This is a genomic window from Pseudomonas sp. FSL R10-0399 (assembly GCF_009600165.1).
Classification (GTDB): domain Bacteria; phylum Pseudomonadota; class Gammaproteobacteria; order Pseudomonadales; family Pseudomonadaceae; genus Aquipseudomonas; species Aquipseudomonas helleri.
On the sequence record NZ_WIWK01000048.1, the window covers coordinates 16,540 to 40,806 of the forward strand.

The 24,267-nt window shown below is 59.9% G+C and carries 20 protein-coding genes and 2 pseudogenes; 15 read left to right on the plus strand and 7 right to left on the minus strand.

The window, feature by feature from the left end; translation table 11 throughout:
* Positions 1-15 precede the first annotated feature (15 nt).
* From GHO41_RS15160 to GHO41_RS15180, 5 genes are all read left to right on the plus strand, one after another.
* Positions 16-1,371, plus strand: coding sequence for a pitrilysin family protein (locus GHO41_RS15160; RefSeq protein WP_153434033.1), 1,356 nt, complete (start codon positions 16-18; stop codon positions 1,369-1,371).
* Complete coding sequence (locus GHO41_RS15165) at positions 1,364-2,908, plus strand: pitrilysin family protein (protein ID WP_153434034.1); 1,545 nt, start codon at positions 1,364-1,366, stop codon at positions 2,906-2,908. The genes GHO41_RS15160 and GHO41_RS15165 overlap by 8 nt, the downstream gene beginning before the upstream one ends.
* Before the next feature lie 44 nt (positions 2,909-2,952).
* A complete protein-coding gene (locus tag GHO41_RS15170; RefSeq protein WP_153434040.1) occupies positions 2,953-3,948 on the plus strand; it encodes a hydrolase in 996 nt (331 codons plus the stop codon).
* Positions 3,948-4,793, plus strand: a complete 846-nt coding sequence (locus tag GHO41_RS15175) for an AraC family transcriptional regulator (protein WP_153434035.1) — start codon at positions 3,948-3,950, stop codon at positions 4,791-4,793. Before GHO41_RS15170 ends, GHO41_RS15175 begins: the two co-directional genes overlap by 1 nt.
* A 345-nt stretch (positions 4,794-5,138) precedes the next feature.
* Positions 5,139-5,408: a hypothetical protein gene (locus GHO41_RS15180; protein WP_048371007.1), complete on the plus strand. Its 270-nt coding sequence runs from the start codon at positions 5,139-5,141 to the stop codon at positions 5,406-5,408.
* A 439-nt stretch (positions 5,409-5,847) separates the two neighbouring features.
* On the opposite strand, the gene GHO41_RS15185 is transcribed toward GHO41_RS15180, so the two are convergent.
* Together GHO41_RS15185 and GHO41_RS15190 are read right to left on the minus strand one after the other, a co-directional pair.
* Positions 5,848-6,702, minus strand: coding sequence for a sulfurtransferase (locus GHO41_RS15185; RefSeq protein WP_153327141.1), 855 nt, complete (start codon positions 6,700-6,702; stop codon positions 5,848-5,850).
* A gap of 30 nt (positions 6,703-6,732) precedes the next feature.
* Entirely contained in the window at positions 6,733-7,401 is a 669-nt protein-coding gene (locus tag GHO41_RS15190) for a TetR/AcrR family transcriptional regulator (protein WP_153327139.1), read from the minus strand.
* 156 nt (positions 7,402-7,557) lie between these two features.
* On the opposite strand from GHO41_RS15190, the gene GHO41_RS15195 reads away from it, so the two are divergent.
* The 5 genes and pseudogenes from GHO41_RS15195 to GHO41_RS15215 all read left to right on the plus strand — a co-directional run bounded on the left by GHO41_RS15195 (position 7,558) and on the right by GHO41_RS15215 (position 12,174).
* Positions 7,558-8,988: a coniferyl aldehyde dehydrogenase gene (locus tag GHO41_RS15195; RefSeq protein ID WP_153434036.1), complete on the plus strand. Its 1,431-nt coding sequence runs from the start codon at positions 7,558-7,560 to the stop codon at positions 8,986-8,988.
* A 22-nt stretch (positions 8,989-9,010) separates the two neighbouring features.
* Positions 9,011-9,556 carry a twin-arginine translocation pathway signal protein gene (locus tag GHO41_RS15200; protein WP_153434037.1) on the plus strand — a complete coding sequence of 182 codons (546 nt, stop codon included), beginning with the start codon at positions 9,011-9,013 and terminating at the stop codon, positions 9,554-9,556.
* Positions 9,557-9,589: 33 nt separating this feature from the next.
* Positions 9,590-11,225: pseudogene (locus tag GHO41_RS15205) on the plus strand (GMC family oxidoreductase N-terminal domain-containing protein).
* A 115-nt stretch (positions 11,226-11,340) separates the two neighbouring features.
* A complete protein-coding gene (coaD, locus tag GHO41_RS15210; RefSeq protein ID WP_047278434.1) occupies positions 11,341-11,823 on the plus strand; it encodes a pantetheine-phosphate adenylyltransferase in 483 nt (160 codons plus the stop codon).
* A gap of 99 nt (positions 11,824-11,922) precedes the next feature.
* Positions 11,923-12,174 carry a YfhL family 4Fe-4S dicluster ferredoxin gene (locus GHO41_RS15215; protein WP_003213796.1) on the plus strand — a complete coding sequence of 84 codons (252 nt, stop codon included), beginning with the start codon at positions 11,923-11,925 and terminating at the stop codon, positions 12,172-12,174.
* Between the two features lie 92 nt (positions 12,175-12,266).
* On the opposite strand, the gene mutM is transcribed toward GHO41_RS15215, so the two are convergent.
* Both mutM and GHO41_RS15225 read right to left on the minus strand, forming a co-directional pair.
* Positions 12,267-13,079, minus strand: a complete 813-nt coding sequence (gene mutM, locus GHO41_RS15220; protein ID WP_048385129.1) for a bifunctional DNA-formamidopyrimidine glycosylase/DNA-(apurinic or apyrimidinic site) lyase — start codon at positions 13,077-13,079, stop codon at positions 12,267-12,269.
* On the minus strand, positions 13,080-13,892 hold the full coding sequence (locus GHO41_RS15225; RefSeq protein ID WP_178110193.1) for an HDOD domain-containing protein: 813 nt from the start codon (positions 13,890-13,892) through the stop codon (positions 13,080-13,082).
* Between the two features lie 201 nt (positions 13,893-14,093).
* On the opposite strand from GHO41_RS15225, the gene GHO41_RS15230 reads away from it, so the two are divergent.
* A complete protein-coding gene (locus tag GHO41_RS15230; protein WP_153434038.1) occupies positions 14,094-15,290 on the plus strand; it encodes a class I SAM-dependent rRNA methyltransferase in 1,197 nt (398 codons plus the stop codon).
* Between the two features lie 102 nt (positions 15,291-15,392).
* On the opposite strand, the gene GHO41_RS15235 is transcribed toward GHO41_RS15230, so the two are convergent.
* Positions 15,393-17,078 (minus strand): DUF4153 domain-containing protein, encoded by a 1,686-nt coding sequence (locus GHO41_RS15235; RefSeq protein WP_153434039.1) that lies wholly within the window; start codon positions 17,076-17,078, stop codon positions 15,393-15,395.
* A 272-nt stretch (positions 17,079-17,350) separates the two neighbouring features.
* Here GHO41_RS15235 and GHO41_RS15240 point away from each other — a divergent pair, with 272 nt between their 5' ends.
* Both GHO41_RS15240 and ilvD read left to right on the plus strand, forming a co-directional pair.
* Positions 17,351-18,490, plus strand: coding sequence for an MFS transporter (locus GHO41_RS15240; RefSeq protein WP_153434041.1), 1,140 nt, complete (start codon positions 17,351-17,353; stop codon positions 18,488-18,490).
* A gap of 227 nt (positions 18,491-18,717) precedes the next feature.
* Entirely contained in the window at positions 18,718-20,565 is a 1,848-nt protein-coding gene (gene ilvD / locus GHO41_RS15245) for a dihydroxy-acid dehydratase (RefSeq protein WP_048371027.1), read from the plus strand.
* Positions 20,566-20,700: 135 nt separating this feature from the next.
* Here ilvD and GHO41_RS15250 read toward each other — a convergent pair whose 3' ends face one another.
* A complete protein-coding gene (locus GHO41_RS15250) occupies positions 20,701-21,756 on the minus strand; it encodes a haloacid dehalogenase-like hydrolase (protein ID WP_123750782.1) in 1,056 nt (351 codons plus the stop codon).
* 228 nt (positions 21,757-21,984) lie between these two features.
* Here GHO41_RS15250 and GHO41_RS15255 point away from each other — a divergent pair, with 228 nt between their 5' ends.
* On the plus strand, positions 21,985-23,376 hold the full coding sequence (locus GHO41_RS15255; RefSeq protein ID WP_048385139.1) for an L-cystine transporter: 1,392 nt from the start codon (positions 21,985-21,987) through the stop codon (positions 23,374-23,376).
* Between the two features lie 95 nt (positions 23,377-23,471).
* Here GHO41_RS15255 and GHO41_RS15260 read toward each other — a convergent pair whose 3' ends face one another.
* Positions 23,472-23,984 carry a dihydrofolate reductase gene (locus tag GHO41_RS15260; RefSeq protein ID WP_153392582.1) on the minus strand — a complete coding sequence of 171 codons (513 nt, stop codon included), beginning with the start codon at positions 23,982-23,984 and terminating at the stop codon, positions 23,472-23,474.
* Positions 23,985-24,082: 98 nt separating this feature from the next.
* Here GHO41_RS15260 and GHO41_RS15265 point away from each other — a divergent pair.
* A pseudogene (locus GHO41_RS15265) lies at positions 24,083-24,267 on the plus strand (DUF2868 domain-containing protein); the annotation flags it as partial.

Consider the following 24,267-nt stretch of genomic DNA (forward strand, 5'->3'; position numbering starts at 1 on the left):
GTCAGGACACCCACCATGAAAAGACTCATCGCCGGGCTGCTGCTCGGCGTCATGCTCCATCCCCTGCTGGCATCGGCCAGCAGCCCACCGCCCATTCATGAGTTCACACTCGATAACGGGCTCAAAATCATTGTTTACGAAGACCACAACGCCAGCCTGGTGCTGACCCACTTGTGGTATCGCATCGGGTCAAATCAGGAAGAGCCGGGCCAAACCGGCGTGTCCCATGCGGTGGAACACATGCTGTTCAATGGCAGCAGCAAGCTCTGCACAGGCGAGTCAGGCCATATTTTGCAGAATCTGGGCGGCAGCCAAAATGCTATGACCCTGAATGACGCCACGCTGTTTTTCCATACCGTGCCCCCGCATGCGCTGGGTGTCAGCTTTGAAATGCTGGCGGACCAAATGAGCACGGCTCACCTGTCTGCGACGGTTTGGAGCGGCGAACGTGAAATCATCAAAAACGAGCGCACCGAAGCCTCTGATCACCACCCCATCAAGCGCGCCATCGAAGTCCCGCGGCGCCTGGCCCTGCCGGCCAGCGCCGCAGGCAACCCGATCATTGGCTGGCGACATGATCTGGACCGCCTGCAAACCGAAGAGGTAAAGCGCTGGTATCAACGCTGGTATGCCCCCAACAACGCGGTGCTGGTGGTCGTCGGTGACATCACCCCCCAGCAGGTCAAACAACTGGCCGAACGGTATTTCGGCCCTATTGCCCGCCGGGCGCTGCCGTACAGCTCAACCCCCATCGACCTGGCGATGCCCGGCGAGCGCAGCATCACGCACTACATCCCCCAGCAAATACCCGTGCTGTACATGGCCTTCAATGTGCCGAGCCTCGCCACTCAAACAGACCCGCGAACAGCACCGGCACTGGAGCTGATTTCCGAAATGCTGGGCGGCGCAAACAGCTCGCTGTTCGAGTCGTTATTGGTGCGCAAGGAAGGCTTGGCAGACACCACCACCGTTCATTACCAGGCGGTCAGCCTCGGCGATGAGCTGTTCAACATCAGCGCGCTGCCCAACCTCGAAACAGCCGCTTCGCTTGAAACGCTCAAGGCGCTCCAGACGCGGATTCTGGCCATTATCGACTCATTGAAAACCGCCCCGCCCAGCCTTGAAGACCTCGAACGCGCGCGGACTCAGATCACGGCACGGCGCGTGTTCGAGCAGGATGAGCCGCAAAACCGCGCCCTGCAGATTGGCATGCTGGAAATGGCCGGGCTGTCCTGGCGCACCGAACAGGCACGGCTCGATGCCTTGAACGCCATCACCCCGCAAGACATTCAACGCACAGCGCAGACCTTTCTGGTCGCAGACCGGTTAATCACCAGCTACGCGCTGCCTGAGGAGTCAGCTCATGAATAATGCCCGACGCATCGCACGCGGTACCCTCGTCTGCCTGTTCGCACTGGCGGGCATTTTTTTAGCGGCGAGCTGTTACGTGCGTGCAGCAGAAACCCCCGACCCCACATTGCCGTTGCAATCTCTGCGCGAACTCACAGAACCCGCAGGCGTGCCCCACACGCCCCAAATCCAGTCGTGGACACTCAAGCAAGGCAGCCGCGTGCTGTTTGTGGAAAATCATCATTTGCCCATGGTCGACCTGGAAATCAGCTTTGCCGCAGGCAGCTACTACGATGGCGAAACACCGGGGCTGGCGGCCATGACCCAGGCCCTGTTCAGCGTCGATTCGGCGCGCAAACCCGCCGACGAGATCGCCCGCGGATTTAACCGTTACGGCGCGCAAATAACCCACGGCATTAATGCCGAGCAAAGCTACCTGACCCTCAGAAGCCTGAGCGCACCCGAGGTGCTTGCCCCGGTGCTGAGCCTGTTTACCGAAACCCTGACACAGCGCTCTTTCAGCGAGGAGAACCTGTCGCGAATAAGGCAATCCTTGCAGGCAGACCTCAAGCTTGAGCAAGTTTTTGCCCAGGCGCGAGCGCTGTCCAGCATTCGCGCAGAGCTGTACCCCGGTCAGCCGTTATCGCGCTCAGTCAACGGCACCCACGACAGCCTTCAACACATGCAAGCCGCACAGGTTCGCAGTTTTTTTCAGCGGGCCTATACCGCAGCCAACGCGCAGATGGTGATCGTCGGCGACCTCACGCCCGAGCAGGCCAAATTACTCAGCCGAACCTTGGCCGACGCGCTGCCGCAAGGACCGGCGCTGCCCGCGCCGCAAAGGTTTGTCACACAGGCCAACGCTGGCAGAACCCTGCACATTGAAGACAGCACGAGCCAGACCTTGCTGGTCATGGCACACAATGTTGTGCCCAATCAGCACCCGGACGCACTGGCCTTGCAGGTAGCCAATGTGATGTTCAATGGCGTTTTAAATAATCAACTACGCGAGAAACACAGCGTCACCTACGGGGTGCAGTCCGATATCGAGCACGCCCGAGGCGCCACGGCCTGGATCACCCAGTTCAATACGCCGCCCCACTACAGTGAGCAGGCCTTGGCCCATGCCAAAACGTTGTTTGAGCAGTTCCTCAAGGATGGGCCCACGCAAGAGCAGCTGGACAGCATCAAGAAATACCTGCGTCAGGCGCTGCCACAACTGCTCGCGACCAACAGGAACCTGCTCAAGGAACTGGAGGACATCAACCGTTTCGACCAGACCCTGGACTTCACTCACAAAATAACCGAGATCCAGAAAATGACCGCCGGACAGATAAAAGCCGCCATGAACCGGCACATGAACGCCGATGCCTGGGTCACCCTCACACTCGGCCCCAGCGTTGCCCAGCAAGCTCTGCCCGAGGTCAGCATGAGTGAAAACAACGGCCAGCCGCTGTGCAATTCGACCAATTGGATGAGCACCGCACAACACACATTGCTTGGGCCGCAGGCCGCGTTGTGGCAACTTAAGCACTTTCCGATACCTGTCACCGACTGAGAACTTAAGTGCGCGCCCTCGCTTCCCCTGCGTTATCCGTGGAACTGTTCACACCAGCTTCTGGCCTCGGCAACCCTCATTTGCAAACGCTGTGGGGGCCGCTGTGGCGCACCAAACCTGTTGTTGAACATCAACGCGAGCGCCTGTGGCTCGAAGATGGCGACTTTCTCGACCTCGACTGGCACGGCACGCCGTCAGCCCATGAACCGCTGGTGCTGGTGCTGCATGGCCTGACCGGCTCCTCGGCTTCGCACTACATTGCAGGCCAGCAGAGCGCCCTGGCAAAACAGGGCTGGGCCAGCGTAGCCCTGAACTGGCGCGGGTGTTCGGGGGAGCCCAACCTGCTGGCACGCAGCTACCACTCCGGCGCCAGTGAAGACTTGGCCGCGACCGTTGCGCATTTGCGGGCGCGCTACCCGCTGGCGCCGATCTATGCCGTGGGTTACTCACTGGGCGGCAACGTGCTGCTTAAATACCTGGGCGAATCGGGCAGCGCCAGCGGCCTGCAAGGTGGCGTCGCGGTCTCGGTACCGTTTCGCCTCGACCAGTGCGCCGACCGTATCGGCATGGGCTTCTCCAAGGTGTACCAGGCGCACTTCATGCGTGAAATGGTGGCCTACGTCAAAATCAAACAGCGTCAGTTCCAACAGGACGCCAAGCACGAAGCGCTGGCCACACTGGCCAAGCTGGGCACCCTCAAATCGCTGAGCAAACTGCGCACCTTTTGGGAGTTCGACGACCGGGTCACCGCGCCGCTCAACGGTTATCAGAGCGTCGACGACTATTACCGCCGCGCCTCCAGCCGCTACTTCCTGGGCGCCATTGAAACGCCCACACTGATCATCCAGTCCGAGGATGATCCGTTTGTGTTCAAACACAGCATTCCCGAAGCCAGCGAACTGTCCGCCTGCACCGAACTTGAGCTGCACTCCAAGGGCGGCCATGTGGGTTTCGTTGAGGGCTCGCCGAGAACGCCCAGGTACTACCTGGAGCGGCGCATTCCACAGTGGTTGGCCAGCCTCAAGCCTGAGTCTGCGTAATGAATGTGGAGCAAGGTGAGTCCATCCACTTTTGGCAAACGGCGCCGTTGAACGGCGTCGAATTGCTCACCGCGCGCTACATCGAACACCGCTTTGTGCCCCATGTGCATGATGGTTTTGTGATCGGCATGATCATGGACGGCGCCCAGCGTTATCGCTATCGCGGCGCAGAGCACCTGGCTGGCACCGGCACACTGGTGTTGATCAATCCGGACGAAGTGCATAACGGCCACAAAGGCCACGATGCCGGGTGGCGCTACCGTGCGTTCTACCCGGACAACGAGCAAATCCAAAGCCTGCTGGAAGAGCTGAACCTGCCTGGCACCCACCTGCCCACTTTCAACGACACCCTGCTGCACGACCCGGAGCTGTTTCACGGGTTGCAGCAACTGCATCATTTGCTCGAAGGCCCGGAGTCGGCGCTGCATCAGCAAACGCTCTGGCGGCAAATGATGCTCGCCCTGCTCAACCGCCATGCCCGCCTGCCGATGCCGGCCAAGCCGGGGGTGGAACACCGGGCGGTGCGCCAGGCCAAAGAGCTGCTGCAATCGCGACTGGCCGAACCGCCCTCGCTGGAAGAACTGGCGGCGGCGGTTAACTTGTCGCCGTTCCACTTTGCCCGCGTGTTCCAGCGCGCCACGGGCATGCCGCCGCACACCTGGCTGATGCAACAACGCATCGCCCATGCCCGCGGCTTGTTGCAACAAGGCTGCTTACCGCTGCAAGTCGCTACACAACTTGGTTTTGCCGACCAAAGCCATTTGAGCCGCCAGTTCAAAAAAGTCTACGGCGTCGGCCCGGCGGCCTACCGTGCGGCCAGTGCACAGCACATCCAAAGCCTGTAGACGGCGGTGTTGCAGATTTTTGGTGCCCACAAAATTGCCGGATTATTCGCACAGCTTTGCCAATTGCTGCCATTGCGCCGTGGCGCCTATAGTCAGCGTTAGCCTAAAAGGGCGACCGGGTTTGGCGACCTGGAGATGGAATTTTGGAAACCTAATGGTTGTTGTATTGGGCTAAGCGTGTATTTTGCTCGCAATGCTTTATGGCTACTGTGCGTGGGAGATCTTCGGGTCTGCCGGTTGTTTCCTAAATTCTCCCGGTTCGCCAACCCGCGCACGGTAGCCACCCATTTTTTGTTTGGCGACGAAAAGTGAGTGGCCTGAATGAAGAGTTTAGGAGAAGCACTTATGAACGAATTGACATACATCCCGCTTACCGCCATCGACTGCCTTACCCCCGCCTTGCTCATCGATCGCAACGCCCCTCTCGACGTATTGCACGCCAATGCCACCGCCCGCGTACTGGCTGTGACCCAAATGATGGAAACCTTCTCCAGTCGCGAAGTTCAAGACGCTGATGCCATTGATCTCAAACAGTTAGCCACCACCGCAATGATATTGCTGCGTGACGGTTGCGATCTGCTCAATGTTTTGGGCTGGCGTTTGCAACCAAAATAATTCACGCGAAGGCAAAACCGTGCAGGAGCTGTCGCCCCGTCTTCTACGCCGCGCTGGCGTAGCAAACAGGCCACCGACAATCGACAGCATCCCCCAATCAGTTCCCTCTCCTTCGGGAGAGGGCTAGGGTGAGGGGGCTTTTGATTCTTTTAAAGATCAAAAGATCGCGAGGCAAGCTCGCTCCTACGGAGTGTTGGCTGCACGTTTGGCGGCGGTCTGCGGCCCGCATCGCTACAACAAAACCGTGTAGGAGCGAGCTTGTCTCGCGAGCTTTTAAAGATCAAAAGATCGCGAGGCAAGCTCGCTCCTACGGAGTTATGCCTGCACGTTTGGCGGCGGTCGGCGGCCCGCATCGCTGCATCAAAACCGTGTAGGAGCGAGCTTGCCTCGCGAGCTTTTAAAGATCAAAAGATCGCGAGGCAAGCTCGCTCCTACGGGGTCAGTCCCCGGTTGCGACACCTCGTGCCGGGTCGTTGATCCATTCGCTCCATGAGCCCGCATAGAGTTTGCCCAGCGGGTAGCCCGCCAATCCCAATGCAAACAGGTTGTGGCACGCCGTCACGCCCGAGCCGCAATACGCCACCAGTTCATCCGGCGAGCGGCCCGCCAGTTGTTCGGCAAATCGCTGTTTAAGTTGCTCGGCTGGCAAGAAGCGCCCGCTGCTGTCGAGGTTTTCATTGAACGCCGCACATTGCGCCCCAGGGATATGCCCGGCAATCGGGTCAATCGGCTCAACCTCGCCGCGAAAACGTGGCTTGGCGCGAGCGTCGATCAGGGTCAACCCCGGCTGGCCCAAGCGCGCTTGCAATTGCTCAGCGCTCAGCACCAAGTGGCTATCCGGCTGACCATCAAAGGTGCCAGGCACAACATGGGGCTCGTCCGTGGTCAGTTTGAAACCCGCCGCATGCCAAGCCTTTAACCCGCCATCGAGAATAAACACGCCATCGCGCTTGCCCAGCCACGCCAGCAACCACCACGCACGGGCCGCAAATGCACCGGGACCATCGTCATACAGCACCACATCGCTGTCTTGATTGATGCCCCATGCCCGCAGTTGTTCAAGCAAGGCGGACGGTTCAGGCAACGGATGGCGCCCCGTGACGCCTTTAATCACCGGGCCGCTGAGGTGACGCTCAAGGTCGGCAAATTGCGCACCGGCAATATGGCCTTCAACATAACTGCTGTGCCCGTATTCCGGGTCTTCCAGGGCAAAACGGCAATCCAGAATGACCAATCCGGGGTGCGCCTGACGTTCGTTCAGGGCTTGAGGGCTGATCAGTTGCGCAACGGGCATGGCGAACTCCTGAGGGGGATGGGAACAGCGCTACTGTACGACCAATGTCTTTTGCAATGGAACGTAATATTCCTTGAGCAACTCATCAACCGCAGCACGGTACGGCGGCGTTACATAGCCCGATTCCAGTATCAGCAGTTGGTAGATTCCGCGGGTCAGCGCCTCTTCGGACAGGTGGGTGGCGTTCTCACGCGTGGTACACAAAAAACCCACCCAGGACGTCAGGATGATCCAGGCATTGAGCGTCAGCGATTCGATTTGCTGGGGCGTCATGTCGAGAATGCCCGCCTTCACAAACCCCGAATAAATGGCTTGCCCCTGAGCCAGGCATTGCGTGGAAAAGCACCGATAACGCACGGCCAGTTCAGAGTCGCTGAGCAGCAGGTGTTCAATGTCACGGTACAAAAAGCGGTAACGCCACATGGCATTGAGCAGGTGCTTCAAGTAGTCGCGCTTGTCGCTGACGTCAGGCAGGCGGCCTTCGGGCGGGCGCAGAAAGTCCAGCACCAGCACCTCGTACTCGCTAAACAGCACCGAGATAATCGCCTGCTTGTTGGGGAAGTGGTAATACAGATTACCCGGCGAAATCTCCATGTGAGCCGCAATGTGGTTGGTGCTGACATTGCGTTCACCCAGCTGGTTAAACAACTCCAGGCTGGTATTGATGATGCGCTGGCTGGTTTTTAATCGTGCGGCCATGGATTGGTCTTCGATGAATATCGAAAAACATCTTAAAGCCTAACCACCGTGGCTCAAACAGCCCGAGTGGCAGACCCCCAATTGACAACATAGAGCGCAGGCTCTAAAAACATCTTGGCTCTTACGAGAACCCCCAACATCCGCAGGGAGCGAACGATGTCTACCGACAGTGCCCACCGCCACAGTTCCTCCAGCGCCTTGGACGATCTCCACAACCTTTTCGCCCTGCAGCGAAAAGCCTACACAGCTCATCCGCTCCCACCAATAGCACAACGCCAGCAATGGTTGAAGAGCCTGCGAGTATTGCTGAGCCGCGAGCGCGAAGTGTTGATTGACGCCATCAGCCAGGACTTCAGCCACCGCAGCCCCGACGAAACCTTGTTTGCCGAGCTGATGCCCAGCTTGCAGGGCATTGACTACACCCTCAAACACCTCAAACGCTGGATGAAGCCGTCACGGCGCCACGTGGGGGTGATGTTCCAGCCCGCCAGCGCCAAAGTGGTGTATCAGCCCGTGGGCGTGGTGGGTGTGATCGTGCCGTGGAACTACCCGCTGTATTTGGCCATGGGGCCTTTGATCGGCGCTTTGGCGGCGGGCAATCGGGTGATGCTCAAACTCAGTGAGTACACGCCCGCCACCGGCCGTTTGCTCAAAGACCTGATGGGGCGGATTTTCCCCGAGGACATGGTTGCTGTGGTATTGGGCGACGCCGAGGTTGCCGTGGCGTTTTCCAGCCTGCCCTTCGACCACCTGCTGTTCACGGGTTCGACCCATGTCGGCAAGCAGGTGATGCGTGCCGCGGCCGATAACCTGACCCCGGTGACGCTGGAGCTGGGCGGCAAATCCCCTGCGATCGTTTCGGCTGAGGTGCCGCTCAATGACGCCGCCCGGCGCATTGCCTGGGGCAAAACCCTGAACGCCGGGCAAACCTGCATCGCGCCCGACTATGTGCTGGTACCGCACGAGCGGGTCGACGGGTTTATCGAGGCTTACCGCCAGGCCGTACTCGATTTTTATCCAACGCTGGCCGACAACCCGGACTACACCGCCATCATCAGCGAGCGCCAATTGGCGCGGCTTGAACACCTGCAAACAGACGCCAGCGAAAAAGGCGCCCGGCTGATCCCGCTCTATGCCCAAGGCCAGGGGCGGCGCATGCCCCATGCGTTGCTGCTGAATGTGAACGACCAGATGCAGGTCATGGAGGACGAGATCTTCGGCCCGCTGCTGCCTGTTGTCTCGTACAGCACGCTCGATGAAGCGCTTGCCTACATCAACTCAAGACCTCGCCCACTCGCGCTCTATTACTTCGGGTACAACAAGGCCGAACAACAGCGCGTCATTGAAGACACCCACTCGGGCGGCGTCTGCATTAACGACACGCTGCTGCACGTGGCCATCGACGACCTGCCGTTTGGCGGCATCGGCCAGAGCGGGATGGGGCGTTACCACGGGCACGAAGGTTTCCTGACGTTCAGCCACGCCAAAGGGGTGTTGAGCAAACAGCGCTGGAACAGTTCGCTGGCGATTTACCCGCCGTATGGCCGGTCGCTGGTACGCCTGATTCAAAAGCTGTTTATCCGATAGCCTCAAACGGCGAGACCAAGCCATGCCGGAATTTCTGGAAGAACCGACGCTACTGTCCCGCCGTGGCGTTTTAAAAGTCGGCCTTTGCGCCTCAGCTTTTCTGGCCACTGCCGGGCTGGGCGCCAGCCTCAGCGGCTGCTCGGCTACTTTCAGCGCCCGGGGTTTCAGGGTGCTGCGCAGCACAGACCTGGTGTTTTTACAGGCGCTGGTGCCGGTGATGCTGGCGGGCAGCATTTCGCACACCTCCCTGCCGGGAGCAACAGACGCCACCTTGCACACGCTGGACAACAACCTGGCTCACCTCTCGCCAGAGCTGCTCAAGCTGACCTTGCAGCTATTCGACGTGCTGGCCATGCCGGTCACTCGCGGCCCGCTCACGGGGCTTTGGAGCAGTTGGGATAAGACCACCCCCGATCAAATCCGCTACTTCCTGCATCGCTGGCAAAACAGCAGCTTGAGCCTGTTGCGCATGGGCCATGCCTCGCTGCTGCAACTGGTGATGATGAGCGGCTACGAAAAGCCCGAGTTGTGGCCCCATTGCGGGTATCCCGGCCCGCCGACGGTTTGATTCACACAATAATAATTTTCATGAGACGTCCTTATGCCTGTACCCGATCTATTCCGCGAAGGCCTGGCACGCGGATGGAAAACCCATAACGGCTCAACCCTCGACAACGACCTGACGCTGGAAGCCGACATTGCCATTATTGGCAGCGGCGCCGGGGGCGGCACGACGGCTGAAATCCTCAGTAATGCGGGCTTCAAAGTGCTGCTGATCGAAGAAGGACCGCTCAAGACCAGCAGCGATTTCAAGCTGCTCGAAGGCGAGGCCTACACCAGCCTGTATCAGGAAGGCGTCGGGCGCATGAGCAAAGACGGCGCCATCAGCATCCTGCAAGGCCGTGCGGTGGGCGGGACTACCCTGGTCAACTGGACCTCAAGCTTTCGCACCCCGGCGCCGACGCTGGAGCACTGGGCCCGCGAGCATGCGGTCAGCGGCCACAGCGAAGAGTCCATGGCGCCCTGGTTTGCGCAGATGGAGCAACGGCTCGGCGTGGCCCCGTGGTTGATCCCGCCCAACGCCAACAACGAGGTGATCCGCACCGGCTGTGAAAAACTCGGCTACCGCTGGCAGGTGATCCCGCGCAATGTGCGCGGCTGCTGGAACCTCGGTTATTGCGGTATGGGCTGCCCGACCAATGCCAAGCAATCGATGCTGGTGACGACGATCCCCGCGACCCTCGAAAACGGCGGCGAGTTGCTGTATCTGGCCCGCGCCCAGCGTTTGTTGATTGCAGGTGATCAGGTCACCGGCCTGGAGTGCCAAGCCATGGACAGGCGCAGCGTGACGCCCACAGGCTGCACCATTACGGTCAAGGCGCAGCGTGACGCCCACAGGCTGCACCATTACGGTCAAGGCGCGGCATTACGTGCTGGCCGGCGGCGGCATCAACAGCCCCGGCCTGCTGTTGCGCTCAGAGGCGCCCGACCCGTACAGGCGAGTGGGCAAGCGTACGTTTCTGCACTTGGTCAACTTCTCGGCTGCGCAGTTTGCGACGGCGATCAATCCGTTTTACGGCGCCCCGCAGTCGATTTATACAGACCATTTTCAGTGGCAAGACGGCGCAACCGGCCCCATGGGCTACAAACTCGAAGTCCCGCCCTTGCACCCGGCGCTGGCCGCCACCTTGTTTGGCGGTTACGGCGAAACCAACGCCGAACACATGGCACAACTGCCCAACACCCACATGATGCTGGCCCTGATGCGCGACGGTTTTCACCCGGACAGCCCCGGCGGTAACGTCGAGCTACGCGCAGACGGCAGCCCCGTACTCGATTACAGCGTCACGCCGTATAGCTGGGACGGGCTCAGGCGGGCGTTCCACAGCATGGCCGAGATCCAGTTTGCCGCCGGGGCCAGCGCGGTGATGCCATTGCACAGCGATGCGCGCTACCTGAAAACCCTGGGCGAAACCCGCGAACACATAAACAACTTGAGCCTTGAGCGGTATCGAACGCGCCTGGCCAGCGCCCATGTGATGGGCGGCTGCGCCATGGGGGAAAACCCGCACCTGGCGGTCACCGACAGCCTTGGGCGCCATCATCAGTTACGCAATCTGTCGATCCATGATGGCTCTTTGTTCCCCACCAGCATCGGCGCCAACCCACAATTGTCGGTGTATGCACTCACCGCAAAACTCGCGACAGAGCTGGCCCAACGGCTTAAAAATCCGTGAAAAAGGAGTTAACTGGCGGCGTCTATAGTGCTTTCTTCTTAAATTGGCGACTTGGCCGACCGGGAATGCTGCGATACCATCCGACTCCCCAACGGATTCCCGCCAGGACGACGCGATGAACCGAGTGTTGTACCCAGGTACATTTGACCCCATTACCAAGGGGCATGGCGATCTGGTCGAGCGCGCCTCGCGCCTGTTCGATCACGTGATCATTGCGGTCGCGGCCAGCCCCAAAAAAAACCCGCTCTTCCCTCTGGAACAGCGCGTTGAGCTGGCGCGTGAGGTCACCAAGCACCTGCCCAATGTCGAGGTAGTCGGCTTCTCGACGCTGCTTGCGCACTTCGCCAAAGAACAGAACGCCAATGTATTTCTGCGTGGCCTGCGTGCCGTGTCGGACTTCGAGTACGAGTTTCAGCTGGCGAACATGAATCGCCAATTGGCACCGGACGTCGAAAGCCTGTTTCTGACGCCGTCCGAGCGCTATTCGTTTATATCGTCGACCTTAGTCCGTGAAATCGCGGCTTTGGGCGGCGATATCAGCAAGTTTGTCCACCCGGCTGTGGCTGACGCCCTGACCGAGCGGTTTCGCAAGAAGTAACCGCTGAAGCGGCGCCCGCGTGCACTGCGGGCGCCAATGCGGCACAATTGCCGCATTCGATTTTAGTTGCCCGGGCAAGCCGCCCCGGCCGGAGTACCCATGTCCCTGATCATCACCGACGATTGCATTAACTGCGACGTCTGCGAACCCGAGTGTCCGAACGCTGCTATTTCCCAGGGCGAAGAGATCTACGTGATCGACCCGAACCTGTGCACCCAGTGCGTAGGCCACTACGACGAGCCGCAATGCCAGCAGGTATGCCCGGTTGACTGCATCCCGCTGGATGAAGCCCACCCGGAAACCGAAGAACAGCTGATGGAAAAATACCGGCTGATCACGGGTAAGGCGTAAGGGTTACCTCTGTAGGAGCGAGCTTGCCTCGCGATCTTTCGCTTTTAAAGATCAAAAGATCGCGAGGCAAGCTCGCTCCTACAGGTTTGGGGTTACTTCTGGCAGCGTGGGCAGAACACGCTGGCTCGCTGGCCCAGTTTGACCTCGCGCAGTTCGGTACCGCAGACCTTGCACGCCTCGTAAGCGCGGCCGTACACGAACAGTTCCTGCTGGAAATAACCCGGCTGGCCGTCACCGCCGATAAAGTCACGCAGCGTGGTACCGCCCCGCTCTATCGCCGCCGCCAGAATCCGCTTGATCTCAATCGCCAGCTTTAAATAACGCGCCCGCGAAATGCTCCCGGCCTCGCGGCGCGGGTCAATGCCTGCGGCAAACAGCGCTTCGGTCGCATAGATATTGCCCACGCCCACCACCACCGCGTTGTCCATGATGAAGGGCTTGACCGCCATCGAACGCTTGCGCGACAGCTGGAACAACCGCTCGCCATCAAACAGGTCGGTCAACGGCTCCGGCCCCAGCTTGATCAGCAGTTCGTGGTTCAGCGGGTCAAGGCTCCAGAGCATGGCGCCAAAGCGCCGCGGGTCGGTGTAGCGCAAGGCCAGCCCCGACTCCAGCTCGATGTCGACGTGCTCATGCTTGAGCGCCGGCAGGCCCGCCTCGACCAGACGCAAATTGCCCGACATACCCAAGTGGCTGATCAACGTCCCGACTTCGGCGTTGATCAGCAAATACTTGGCGCGGCGCTCAACCTGCACGATTTTCTGCCCGGACAAACGCACATCCAGGTCTTCGGGGATCGGCCAGCGCAATCGCCGGTCACGCACGATGACCCGGCTGACCCGCTGCCCTTCAAGGTGCGGGGCAATGCCCCGGCGGGTGGTTTCGACTTCTGGTAATTCAGGCATCTAGTCAGCCCCTAACTCGCGGATACTTTCTTTCACGTTCTCAAAGTCATACTCGGACAAACCAATGTAGTCCAGCACCAGATGGCTGATGCTGTTCCATTCATGGTCTTCGCGCTGGTTGCCAAGGACTTTGGACGACGCACAGATATGCTCGGCCATTTTCAGCACCGCCAGCAGGTTTTTCAGCGGGCCGTTGCGCGAGGACTCGTCGCTGAAAATCGCCAGCGCATTGTGGTGGTTGGCAATCGCCTCGGTCAGGTGCCCCGGCAAGCGCCATGATTTGGCCGTGTAGTAGCCGACCACCGCATGGTTGGTGTTGAAGTGGCGGTTTTCCGTGTCCACCACGCGACGGCCAGGTCCCGCATTGGCGTAGCCCTGTTCCAGCACGTGCATGTAATCCGGGAAGCGCTTGAGCATCAGCGGGACGCCGCAATCGTGAAACAAGCCCAGCGCATAGGCTTCATCGGGCGCCGACATGCCGGTGCGCTTGGCCAGGCTCAGGCTGGTCATGGCAACGTCTTGGGCGGTGTCCCAGAAACGATTGAGGGTGACGATGGTGTCGTCACCCATCTCGCCCTTGATCGACTGGGCATTGATCAGGTTGATCACCGTGCGGCTGCCCAGCAGCGTCACTGCGCGACGAATCGAAGCGATTTTGTTGGTCAGACCGTAGTACGGCGAGTTGACGATTTTAAGCAGCGCGCCCGACAAGCCAGGGTCCTGAGCGATCAAGCGCGCAATCACCTCAAGATCCGGGTCCGGCATGTACTGCTCCATCTGCAAATCCACCATGATTTGCGGTTGAGGCGGCACGCTGATGCCTTGCAAAGCCTGACTGATCTGTTGCGATGAAAGCTCTGGGGGCATGTCTGCACACTCTGGAATAGGCGGCGATTCTAGCGGAATTTTCTGCGCGAATGGGCGCGCGATCCGACGCAATACCGCGAATCAGCCAAGCTTGCAGGTGGCGTCTAAGGCTATAATCGCGCCCTTTTCAATACCCGGAGCGACTTCATGTCCCTGCCAAGCCTGCGCCTTAAAGCCAATGCCGATCGACGCCTGCGCGCCGGCCACTTGTGGGTCTACAGCAACGAAATTGATGTAGCCACCACCCCGCTTAACGGCTTTAAAGCCGGTGACCAAGCGCTGCTCGAAACCGCAGGTGGCAAGCCGCTGGGCATCGTGGCCATGAGCCCGAACAACCTGATCTGCGCGCGCGTGCTGTCGCGTGACATCAAGCTGCCCTTGGACAAGTCGCTGCTGGTTCACCGCCTCAACATGGCCCTGTCCCTGCGTGACCGTCTGTTCGACAAGCCTTACTACCGTCTGGTGTACGGCGATTCCGACATGCTGCCAGGCCTGGTGGTTGACCGTTTCGGTGACATTCTGGTGGTGCAGTTGGCCTCTGCCACCATGGAACGCCACAAAGACGACGTGGTTGCAGCGCTGGTTCAAGTGCTCAAGCCACGCGGCATCCTGTTCAAGAACGACTCGGCAGCCCGCGATGCAGAAGGCCTTGAGCGTTACGTCGAAACCGTCTTCGGTCTGGTACCGGAGTGGGTGGCCCTGGAAGAAAACGGCGTCAAGTTCGAAGCACCGGTCATGGAAGGCCAGAAAACCGGCTGGTTCTACGACCACCGCATGAACCGCGCTCGCTTGGCTCCGTACGTCAAAGGCAAGAAAGTCCTCGACCTGTTCAGCTACATCGGTGGCTGGGGCGTGCAGGCAGCGGCGTTCGGCGCCAGCGAAGTGATCTGTGTTGATGCCTCGGGGTTCGCCCTGGACGGCGTTGATCGCAATGCCGCGCTGAACGGCGTGGCCGACAAAGTCACCAGCATGGAAGGCGACGTGTTCGAAGCCCTGCGCGAGCTCAAAGCCAACGAAGAGCGCTTTGACGTGATCGTGGCGGACCCGCCGGCCTTCATCAAACGCAAAAAAGACCTGAAAAACGGCGAAGCGGCTTACCGCCGTCTCAACGAGCAATCCATGCGTTTGCTCAACAAAGACGGGATTCTGGTCAGCGCGTCGTGCTCGATGCACTTGCCTGAAGACGATCTGCAAAACATCCTGCTGACCAGCGCCCGCCATCTGGACCGCAACATCCAGATGCTCGAACGCGGTGGCCAGGGCCCGGATCACCCGGTGCACCCGGCGATTGTCGAAACCCGCTACATCAAGAGCATCACCTGCCGTTTGCTGCCTAACACCTAAACCCCCTTGTGGGAGCGGGCTTGCTCGCGATTGGCACGACACGGTTTTACTGAAAACCGCATCGCCTGCATCGCGAGCAAGCCCGCTCCCACAGGTTTAGCATCAGGGCTTATCCACCCGCGGGCTCAGCACCGAACCGCCGATCTGCAACGACTGATAACGCGGTTTCACCAGTTGGACTTCCCCTTCGCGAATCTTCTTGATCAATTCAAGCGGGTTGTCGTCCATTTCATACATCCCGGCGCGTAGCCACTTGCCTTGGGCATTGCGCTTGAAAAAGTACAGCGGGCCCGGCCACTCCTGCTTGGGCAACTGCAGCACTTCAAGCTGCCCGTCCTGATCCAGATCCACAGCCCACATCGCACACCCCGGATACCGGCACAGATGGCCAGCCATGCCCAGCGCATCGAACTGCTCGCTGCCTTCCACGCTAGGGCCGATCCACTCCAGCAACCGGTCGTTCTGCGCAGCCCCGCTGCGGCCGATTTCGACGTCCTTGAGCCGCTTAAGCAGCACCGCCCGCGCAGGCTCGGTGAGTACCTCGCCGCGCTCGACTTGCGCCAATAACCCTTCATACGCCTGCACGCCCGGCGCGCCCAAGCGATAGCGCAAGGTGTCGGCATCAAAGGTCTCAACCGGGGTTTTACCGTTGAGCAGGCGCTGCACCTGGTTCTGCGCACTGATCTTCAACGGGCTGAACCACGGCGTGTGAATGCCCAGCAACAGCACCACGCACGCCAGCGCGATCCACGGGTTGCTGACCCGCAAACTGCCCAGCCAACCCGACTTCGAGGCAAACACGGCCCACACCGCCGCCACACAATGGGCAAACACCACCAGCACCAGCAACATCGCCAGCACACGGCTTGGGGTCAGGCCATATTGTTCAATGCGTAACCAGCTCGAATACCCGGCCAGCACCACCAGCACCGGCAAACACAGCAGGCACAGATCCACCATGCGCACGAGCCACAGCGGGTAGCCGCTGCTTTGATGTCCGTCCTGGAACACGCCGTTGAGCAAGAACAAGTTGGCCGCCACCAGGCACACCATGATCGGCGTCGAATAACCGGTGTCCCAAATGGGCGCCAGACCGCTGAACGGCAAGGTAAACGTGAACACAATGGCGATCATTGAACTGAGCGGCAGCAAAAAGCGGCACAGCGTGAGCAAAATGCCACGCAACAGACCAATCACCCGGTCGTTATCACGGCCCATTTGCAGCCCCAGGGCAAACACCACCGCCGAGCTGACACAGACAAAACCATCGGTAAAAAACAGTTTGTTCAGCGCCACGATGCCGAGCATTTTGAACAGGCTGCCCCACAACAGCAGCAACGCCCAAAACACCGCATTCAGCAGCAAGCCCAGCAGCACGATAAACACCGTGTCCCAGGCATGCCTGAACAAATCTTCATAGCGCGGCATGCGCCCTTCACGGGTCGGCCAACTCAAGATAAACGCCGTACATATGTAGGCGATGACCACGGCAAAGCAGGTCCAGCTACCGCTCAACCAGTGACTGTAAAGCCAGGTTTCGCTGTACTTCCAGAACACCCAGGCGCTGATCGCCGTCATCACGCAGGTAAGGCCCAGCACCAGCCAGACGGCGCCTCGCTGACGCACGTTGTCGCCCAGCAGCAACAGGTTGATCCCGCCCACCAGCACGGCGGTCACCAGCGCGTATTTGATGCCCGGCTCGGCAATGTCACTGGCCAGCCACAGTAAAAGCCCTTGCACCAGGCCAATGGCCAGACACCCATAAACGGATCGATTAAGGGTCAGCATTCAACATCCTTATTCTTAGAAAGCGTTCGCCACTGTAGCCCCTGAGTGTAGTCACGCCCAGAGACGGGGGTAAAACCCGGCATGGCCGGCCTAGAGCGCGGCGACGCAGAGAAAAGTTTTTTCTTACAGAAATACAAGTACCGGCCTACTCAGGACATCGTTGTAAAACCAGCACCGGCGCAGAACACTGCCCGCCCTGATTAACACCGGACACATCAGTGCAGCCGCCCACGGACACCCCTGCAAAGCCCCGCGCAACCATTGCCTTGCTGATGACAATGACCCTGCTCGCCGTCTTCCCGCTGGACGTGGTACTGCCCTCCTTCCCGGCCCTGTCCAGCCACTTTCGCACTACACCGTCCGACGTCGCGCAGTCGGTGAGTATTTTCGCCATCGGCCTGGCCGTGTCGCTGCTGCTGATCGGGCCTTTGTCCGATATGTTTGGGCGCAAAAAGTTGCTGCTGACCGGCATTGCCCTCGCGACCATCGGCGCAACGGGCTGCCTGTTTGCCATGGATTTCGCCTGGTTCATGTTTTTCCGCGTGGTCCAGGCCGTCGGCTGCGGTGGATTTGCCCTGTCACAAGCGCTGATCCAGGACGTGTTCACAGGGCGCGAACTGGAGCGCATCCGGATCTGGATGGCCACCGGCGGCGGGATCTTCATTTCCTGCTCCCCCTTGGTCGGCACCTGGCTGCAACTGTACCTGGGCTGGCAAGGCAGCTTTTATGTGTTCATCGCCCTGGCGGTGGTGGTCTGGTGCTGGTCACTGCACCTGCTGCCCGAGTCCCGCAGCCGCCACAGGCCGTCAGCACGGCAGTTTTTCGCCGGGTATTGGCGGCTGTTTTCTGATATCCGCTTCGTCGGTTACTGGCTGATTTCGGCCCTGGCCTTTGCATGCCACTTCTCGTTTATCGTCCTGTCGCCGCTGATTTTCATGGAGCACCTGCAGCTTTCGGCCTACCAGTTCGCCTGGGCCTTGCTGCTGTATGGCGCTGCGTATGTGGTCGGCGGCGTGATGGCCAGCGTGCTGCACCGCAAGCTCGCCAGCGAGACACAAATCACTGCTGGCCTGTGCCTCATCGCCGCTTCCGGGCTGGTGATGCTGGGGCTTACCTGGCAATTTGGCGTGTCTGCCATCACGGTGCTGATCCCCATGCTCATCTGCACAGCAGGCACCACCATTTGCAGGCCCATCGCCAACTCCAAAGCCATGAGCCTCTACCCGCAACTCGCGGGCACATCGACCTCCGCTGGATGCCTGCTGATTTTCATGTGCGGCGGCCTGATCAGCCTGGTGATCAACCTGGCCGACGATCACCTGACCAGCACCCTGGCCGTGTGCTTTTTGATCCTGAGCGCCATCGCGCTCGGTTTGAATGGGCTGATCCGCGAGCGGGCGCTCGTCCCGTAGCCGCTATCTTCACGGTTTGGACCATTCCCTCCCACCGCCAGCCGTGTAGAATCGACGCATTCATCGCCAATCATCCCCGGCGGGTTTATGAGCTCAAGCCCAAGCGTGCGGCGATCCCGCAGCGTTCACGGCAACTAGTGGATACGTGGTCATTTTCTGTGTGATCCCCTAGCGATTAGAAGCTCACTTCCCTGTTTGTTACCTGATTAGCCGCCCGGAGCTGTTCCATGCCTGACTATCGTTCCAAGACCTCCACCCACGGCCGCAATATGGCCGGCGCCCGCGCATTGTGGCGCGCCACGGGGATGAAAGATGCCGACTTCAAAAAGCCGATCATCGCCATTGCCAACTCCTTTACCCAGTTCGTACCCGGCCACGTCCACCTCAAGGACATGGGCCAACTGGTGGCCCGCGAGATCGAACGGGCTGGCGGCGTTGCCAAAGAATTCAACACCATTGCCGTAGACGACGGCATCGCCATGGGCCACGACGGCATGCTGTATTCGCTGCCGAGCCGCGAGATCATTGCCGACGCCGTCGAGTACATGGTCAACGCCCACTGCGCCGACGCCATTGTGTGTATTTCCAACTGCGACAAAATCACCCCTGGCATGCTGATGGCCGCACTGCGCCTCAACATCCCGGTGATTTTCGTGTCGGGCGGGCCGATGGAAGCGGGCAAAACCAAGCTCGCCAGCCACGGCCTCGACCTGGTCGATGCCATGGTCATCGCCGCCGACTCCAGCGCTTCTGACGAGAAGGTTGCCGAGTACGAGCGTAGCGCCTGCCCAACGTGCGGTTCGTGCTCCGGCATGTTCACCGCCAACTCCATGAACTGCCTGACCGAAGCCCTGGGCCTGGCCTTGCCGGGCAACGGTTCGACCCTGGCGACCCACAGCGACCGCGAGCAACTGTTCCTGCAGGCAGGCCGCACCATCGTCGACCTGTGCCGCCAGTACTACGTCGAAAACGACGAATCGGTATTGCCGCGCAACATTGCCAACTTCAAGGCGTTCGAAAACGCCATGACGCTGGACATCGCCATGGGCGGCTCGACCAACACCATCCTGCACTTGCTGGCCGCTGCCCAAGAGGCCGAGATCGACTTCGACCTCAAAGACATCGACCGCCTGTCGCGCCATGTGCCGCAGCTGTGCAAAGTGGCGCCGAACATCCAGAAGTACCACATGGAAGACGTGCACCGCGCTGGCGGCATTTTCTCCATCCTCGGTTCGCTGGCCCGTGGCGGCTTGCTGCACACCGACTTACCGACCGTGCACAGCGCGACCATGGCAGATGCGATCGCCAAGTGGGACATCACCCAGACCGACGACGAAGCCGTGCACACGTTCTTCCGTGCAGGCCCTGCCGGTATCCCGACGCAAACCGCGTTCAGCCAGTCGACCCGCTGGGACACCCTGGACGACGACCGTGAAAACGGCTGCATCCGCAGTGTCGAGCACGCCTACTCGCAAGAAGGCGGCCTGGCCGTGCTGTACGGCAACATCGCGCTGGACGGTTGCGTGGTGAAAACCGCCGGAGTTGACGAGTCGATCCACGTGTTTGAAGGCAACGCCAAGATCTTTGAAAGCCAGGACAGCGCCGTGCGCGGCATTCTGGCTGACGAAGTGAAGGCCGGTGACATCGTGATCATCCGTTACGAAGGCCCTAAAGGCGGCCCGGGCATGCAAGAGATGCTGTACCCGACGTCGTACCTGAAATCCAAAGGTCTGGGCAAAGCCTGCGCCTTGCTGACCGACGGCCGTTTCTCGGGCGGCACCTCGGGCCTGTCCATCGGCCACGCTTCGCCAGAAGCCGCTGCCGGTGGTGCGATTGGTCTGGTGCAAGATGGCGACAAAGTGCTGATCGACATTCCGAACCGCTCGATCAACCTGTTGGTCAGCGACGAAGAACTGGCGGCACGCCGTGTTGCGCAGGATAAAAAGGGCTGGAAGCCGGTTGAAGTCCGCCCACGCAAAGTCACCACCGCCCTCAAGGCCTACGCCTTGCTGGCCACCAGCGCCGACAAGGGCGCGGTGCGTGATAAGGCGCTGCTGGACAAATTGGTGCCATAAGCCAACGCGTTATACAAAAATCCCGGCCATGTGCCGGGATTTTTTGTGCCACACCGCCCCTGTAGGAGCGAGCTTGCTCGCGAGCTTTTAAAAGATCAAAAGATCGCGAGGCAAGCTCGCTCCTACAACAGAGAGTTACTGGATTTCGTCTGGTTTGACGATCACCCAGTTTTTGTCCGCCGTCACCGCCAAGCCGGCTTTGGCCTGGGCCGCGGCGTTTTTGGCAATCATGCCTTGCAGCTGCGCCATGTATTTGTCTTTGCGGTTTATCCACAGGTGGATCCCGCCTTTGTCCACGTCAACGCTGTGGAACAACATGTAGCCGTCACTCGATGGCGTATCGCCGCCCACCAGCACCGGTTTTTTCCATTGGTCGATGTAGGTCAGGATCGCCGCCTGTTTGCCTGCCATCCAGGTGGCCGGGGTCCAGAGGTAAGGCGTGAGTTCCAGGCCCATGTTGGCCTCTTCGTTGTACGTACCCGCGCTGATCTGTTTACGCGCCGTGGTCAGCTCGCCGGTGTCGCGGTTTTTCAGCAGGGTGCTGACACCGATGACGTTCTGCGGTTTGACGTTGTAGCCGTACTTGGGATCGGCCGCGACCATGCGCACCAGCTCTTCCGAGGCGGCGGTCATGACGTAAACGTCGATGCCGTTTTCCATCAGCTTGTTGAACAGTTCAACCTGACCGGCAAACACCTTGGGCGGCTGGATTTCAGCGGTCTTGACCGTGTCGCCCTCGTAGTAAGACACCGGGATCGGCTGGCCGGACGCCATTAACTCATCCACATAGCCTTTGAGCTGTTGCAGGGTGAAGCCCGAAAACACCTGCGCCACCCACGGGTAGCAGACCATGTCGTCGATTTCGCACAAACGGTAGTAGTAGCTGAACAGGCTTTCCTGGTGCTCAGCCGTGTCTTTGAACGGGATCAGCTTGAGCGACGGGTCCAGGCTGTCACGGGTGATCAGGCCGAGGTTTTCCATGTACGGCAGCAACGCTTCTTCAAGGTCGTTGCGGTAGCTGGTGTTGTCCATGTCAAAGACCGCGAAGTTTCCTTTGTTCGCGTTGGCCGCAATCATGGCGTTCAGTTGCTTCGCCTGATCGGCCGGCCAGTGTTCCAATTCGGTTGCCAACACCTGCCCGGCCAAGCCCAAACACAGGGTTGCAGCTATCAACTTCGCCGTCAGCCTCATCGACTATGCTCCTTAAGAAAGGCGACGACGCTAGCAAACCTCTGTGACAGTTTTAGCGTGGATGCGACCTCGACCGTCTTGATAACGCCATGCGCTTATTCCAAAAGTGAAGGTAGTCATTCCAGAACGATATATTTCGAGCTATATCAACCTGTTAGCATTTCCGGTTCGAAAATTTTATCGCTTGAAGACGTCACCTGCGTCGTCCCCCTCTCCCCCGGAGCCCTCATGAATGTCCCGCTGATTCTCAATCTGCTGGTGTTCCTCGCGTTGCTGTTCGGCTTGTCGCTGACCCGCCACACCGCGTGGAGCCTGGCAAAAAAAGTCCTGCTGGCGCTGGTTATCGGCGTGCTCTTTGGCTTGGGCTTGCACCTGGTCTACGGCACGGACAGCCAAACCCTTAAAACCTCCATCGGCTGGTTCGAACTGGTCGGCAGTGGCTACGTGCAACTGCTGCAGATGATCGTCATCCCGCTGGTCTTTGCCTCGATCCTGAGCGCCGTGGCGCGCCTGCATAACGCCTCGTCGCTGGGCAAGATCAGTTTCCTGACCATCGGCACGTTGCTGTTTACCACCATGATCGCGGCGCTGGTGGGCATCGGCCTGACCAACCTGTTCGGCCTCACCGCCGATGGCCTGGTCGCGGGCGCTGCCGAAATCAGCCGCCTGCACGTGATCCAGAGCGACTACGCCGGCAAGGTCTCAGACCTTAACGTGCCGCAGTTGCTGCTGTCGTTTATCCCGCAGAACCCGTTCGCTGACCTGGCCCGCGCCAAGCCGACGTCGATCATCAGCGTGGTGATCTTCGCCGCCTTCCTTGGCATTGCCGCCCTGCAACTGTTCAAGGACGAGCCGGAAAAAGGCAGCAAAGTGCTCAACGCCATCGACACCCTGCAAGCCTGGGTGATGCGTCTGGTGCGTCTGGTGATGAAACTGACCCCGTACGGCGTGTTGGCGCTGATGACCAAAGTGGTCGCCACCTCCAACCTGCAAGACATCCTCAAGCTGGGCAGCTTTGTGGTGGTGTCGTACATCGGCCTGGCGCTGATGTTCGTGATTCACGGGGTGATTTTGTCGATGTCGGGGGTTAACCCGCTGCGCTTCTTCCGCAAAGTCTGGCCGGTGCTGACCTTCGCCTTCACCAGCCGTTCGAGCGCGGCGAGCATCCCGCTGAGCATCGAAGCGCAAACCCGCCGCTTGGGCATTCCGGCTTCGATTGCCAGCTTTGCTGCCTCGTTTGGCGCGACCATCGGGCAAAACGGCTGTGCCGGTCTGTACCCGGCCATGTTGGCGGTGATGGTTGCCCCAACGGTCGGCATCAACCCGCTGGACCCGGTGTGGATCGCTTCGTTGGTGGCCATTGTGACCATCAGTTCGGTGGGCGTTGCGGGCGTGGGCGGCGGTGCAACCTTCGCGGCCCTGATCGTGCTCCCGGCCATGGGCTTGCCGGTGTCATTGGTGGCGTTGCTGATCTCGGTCGAGCCGTTGATCGACATGGGCCGCACGGCGCTGAACGTCAGCGGCTCAATGGTCGCCGGTACAGTCACCAGCCAGGCGTTGCACCAGACCGACAAGGCCATTCTGGCCGAAGACGATCATGGTGATCTGGCGCACGCCTAACCCTCAATCCCTTGTAGGAGCGAGCTTGCCTCGCGATCTTTTAGAAGATCAAAAGATCGCGAGGCAAGCTCGCTCCTACAGGGGATGTGTCAGCCTTACAGCCGCTCCCACACCTCAAAGCTGAACGCCGGTTTGCCCTCTGCGGCGTCATGCTTGTCTTCTGACACCAACGTCCACTGCGCCTGATCGAACTCAGGAAACCACGCATCCCCTTGCGGGCTCAGATCCACACGCGTCAGGTACAGCCGGTCGGCATCCGCCAGCCCTTGGGTGTACAACTGCGCGCCGCCAATCAGCATCAGCTCGTTCACTTCGTGCTCAATGGCCCAGGCTTCGGCGCGCTCGACGGCGGCCTCAAGCGAAGCAAACACTTCGGCACCTTCGAGCTGCAAGCCGGTCTGACGACTTACCACCAGGTTCAAGCGCCCCGGCAGCGGGCGGCCCAGCGAATCCCAGGTCTTGCGACCCATGATGATCGGCTTGCCCAAGGTGGTGGCCTTGAAATATTTGAAATCCGCCGGCAAATGCCACGGCATGCTGTTGTCGACGCCGATCACGCGGTTTTCACCGAGGGCCGCGATCAGGCTGAGGGGAAGTGATTTTTTCATGCCGCAGAGGATACCAGAGCCGCCCGCGCTGTCAGTACCCCGCCTGACTAACCGGCATACAGCGGTTATGCTCATGATTCACTTGAATGGAATGCCGCGTGACTGAACTTTCCCCGTTGCAACGTCTTTGGCTGACCGAAACCGTGCGCCTGCGCGAAAAGCACGCTGGCCCGCTGGACGATCTGGAAGCCAACCGCCGCGCCCGCAGCAGCGCCGGTGATCTGAGCACACGCCTGCAAAACCGTGCGCTGTGGCTGGCCGAGCGCGATGGCCTGGTCACGGC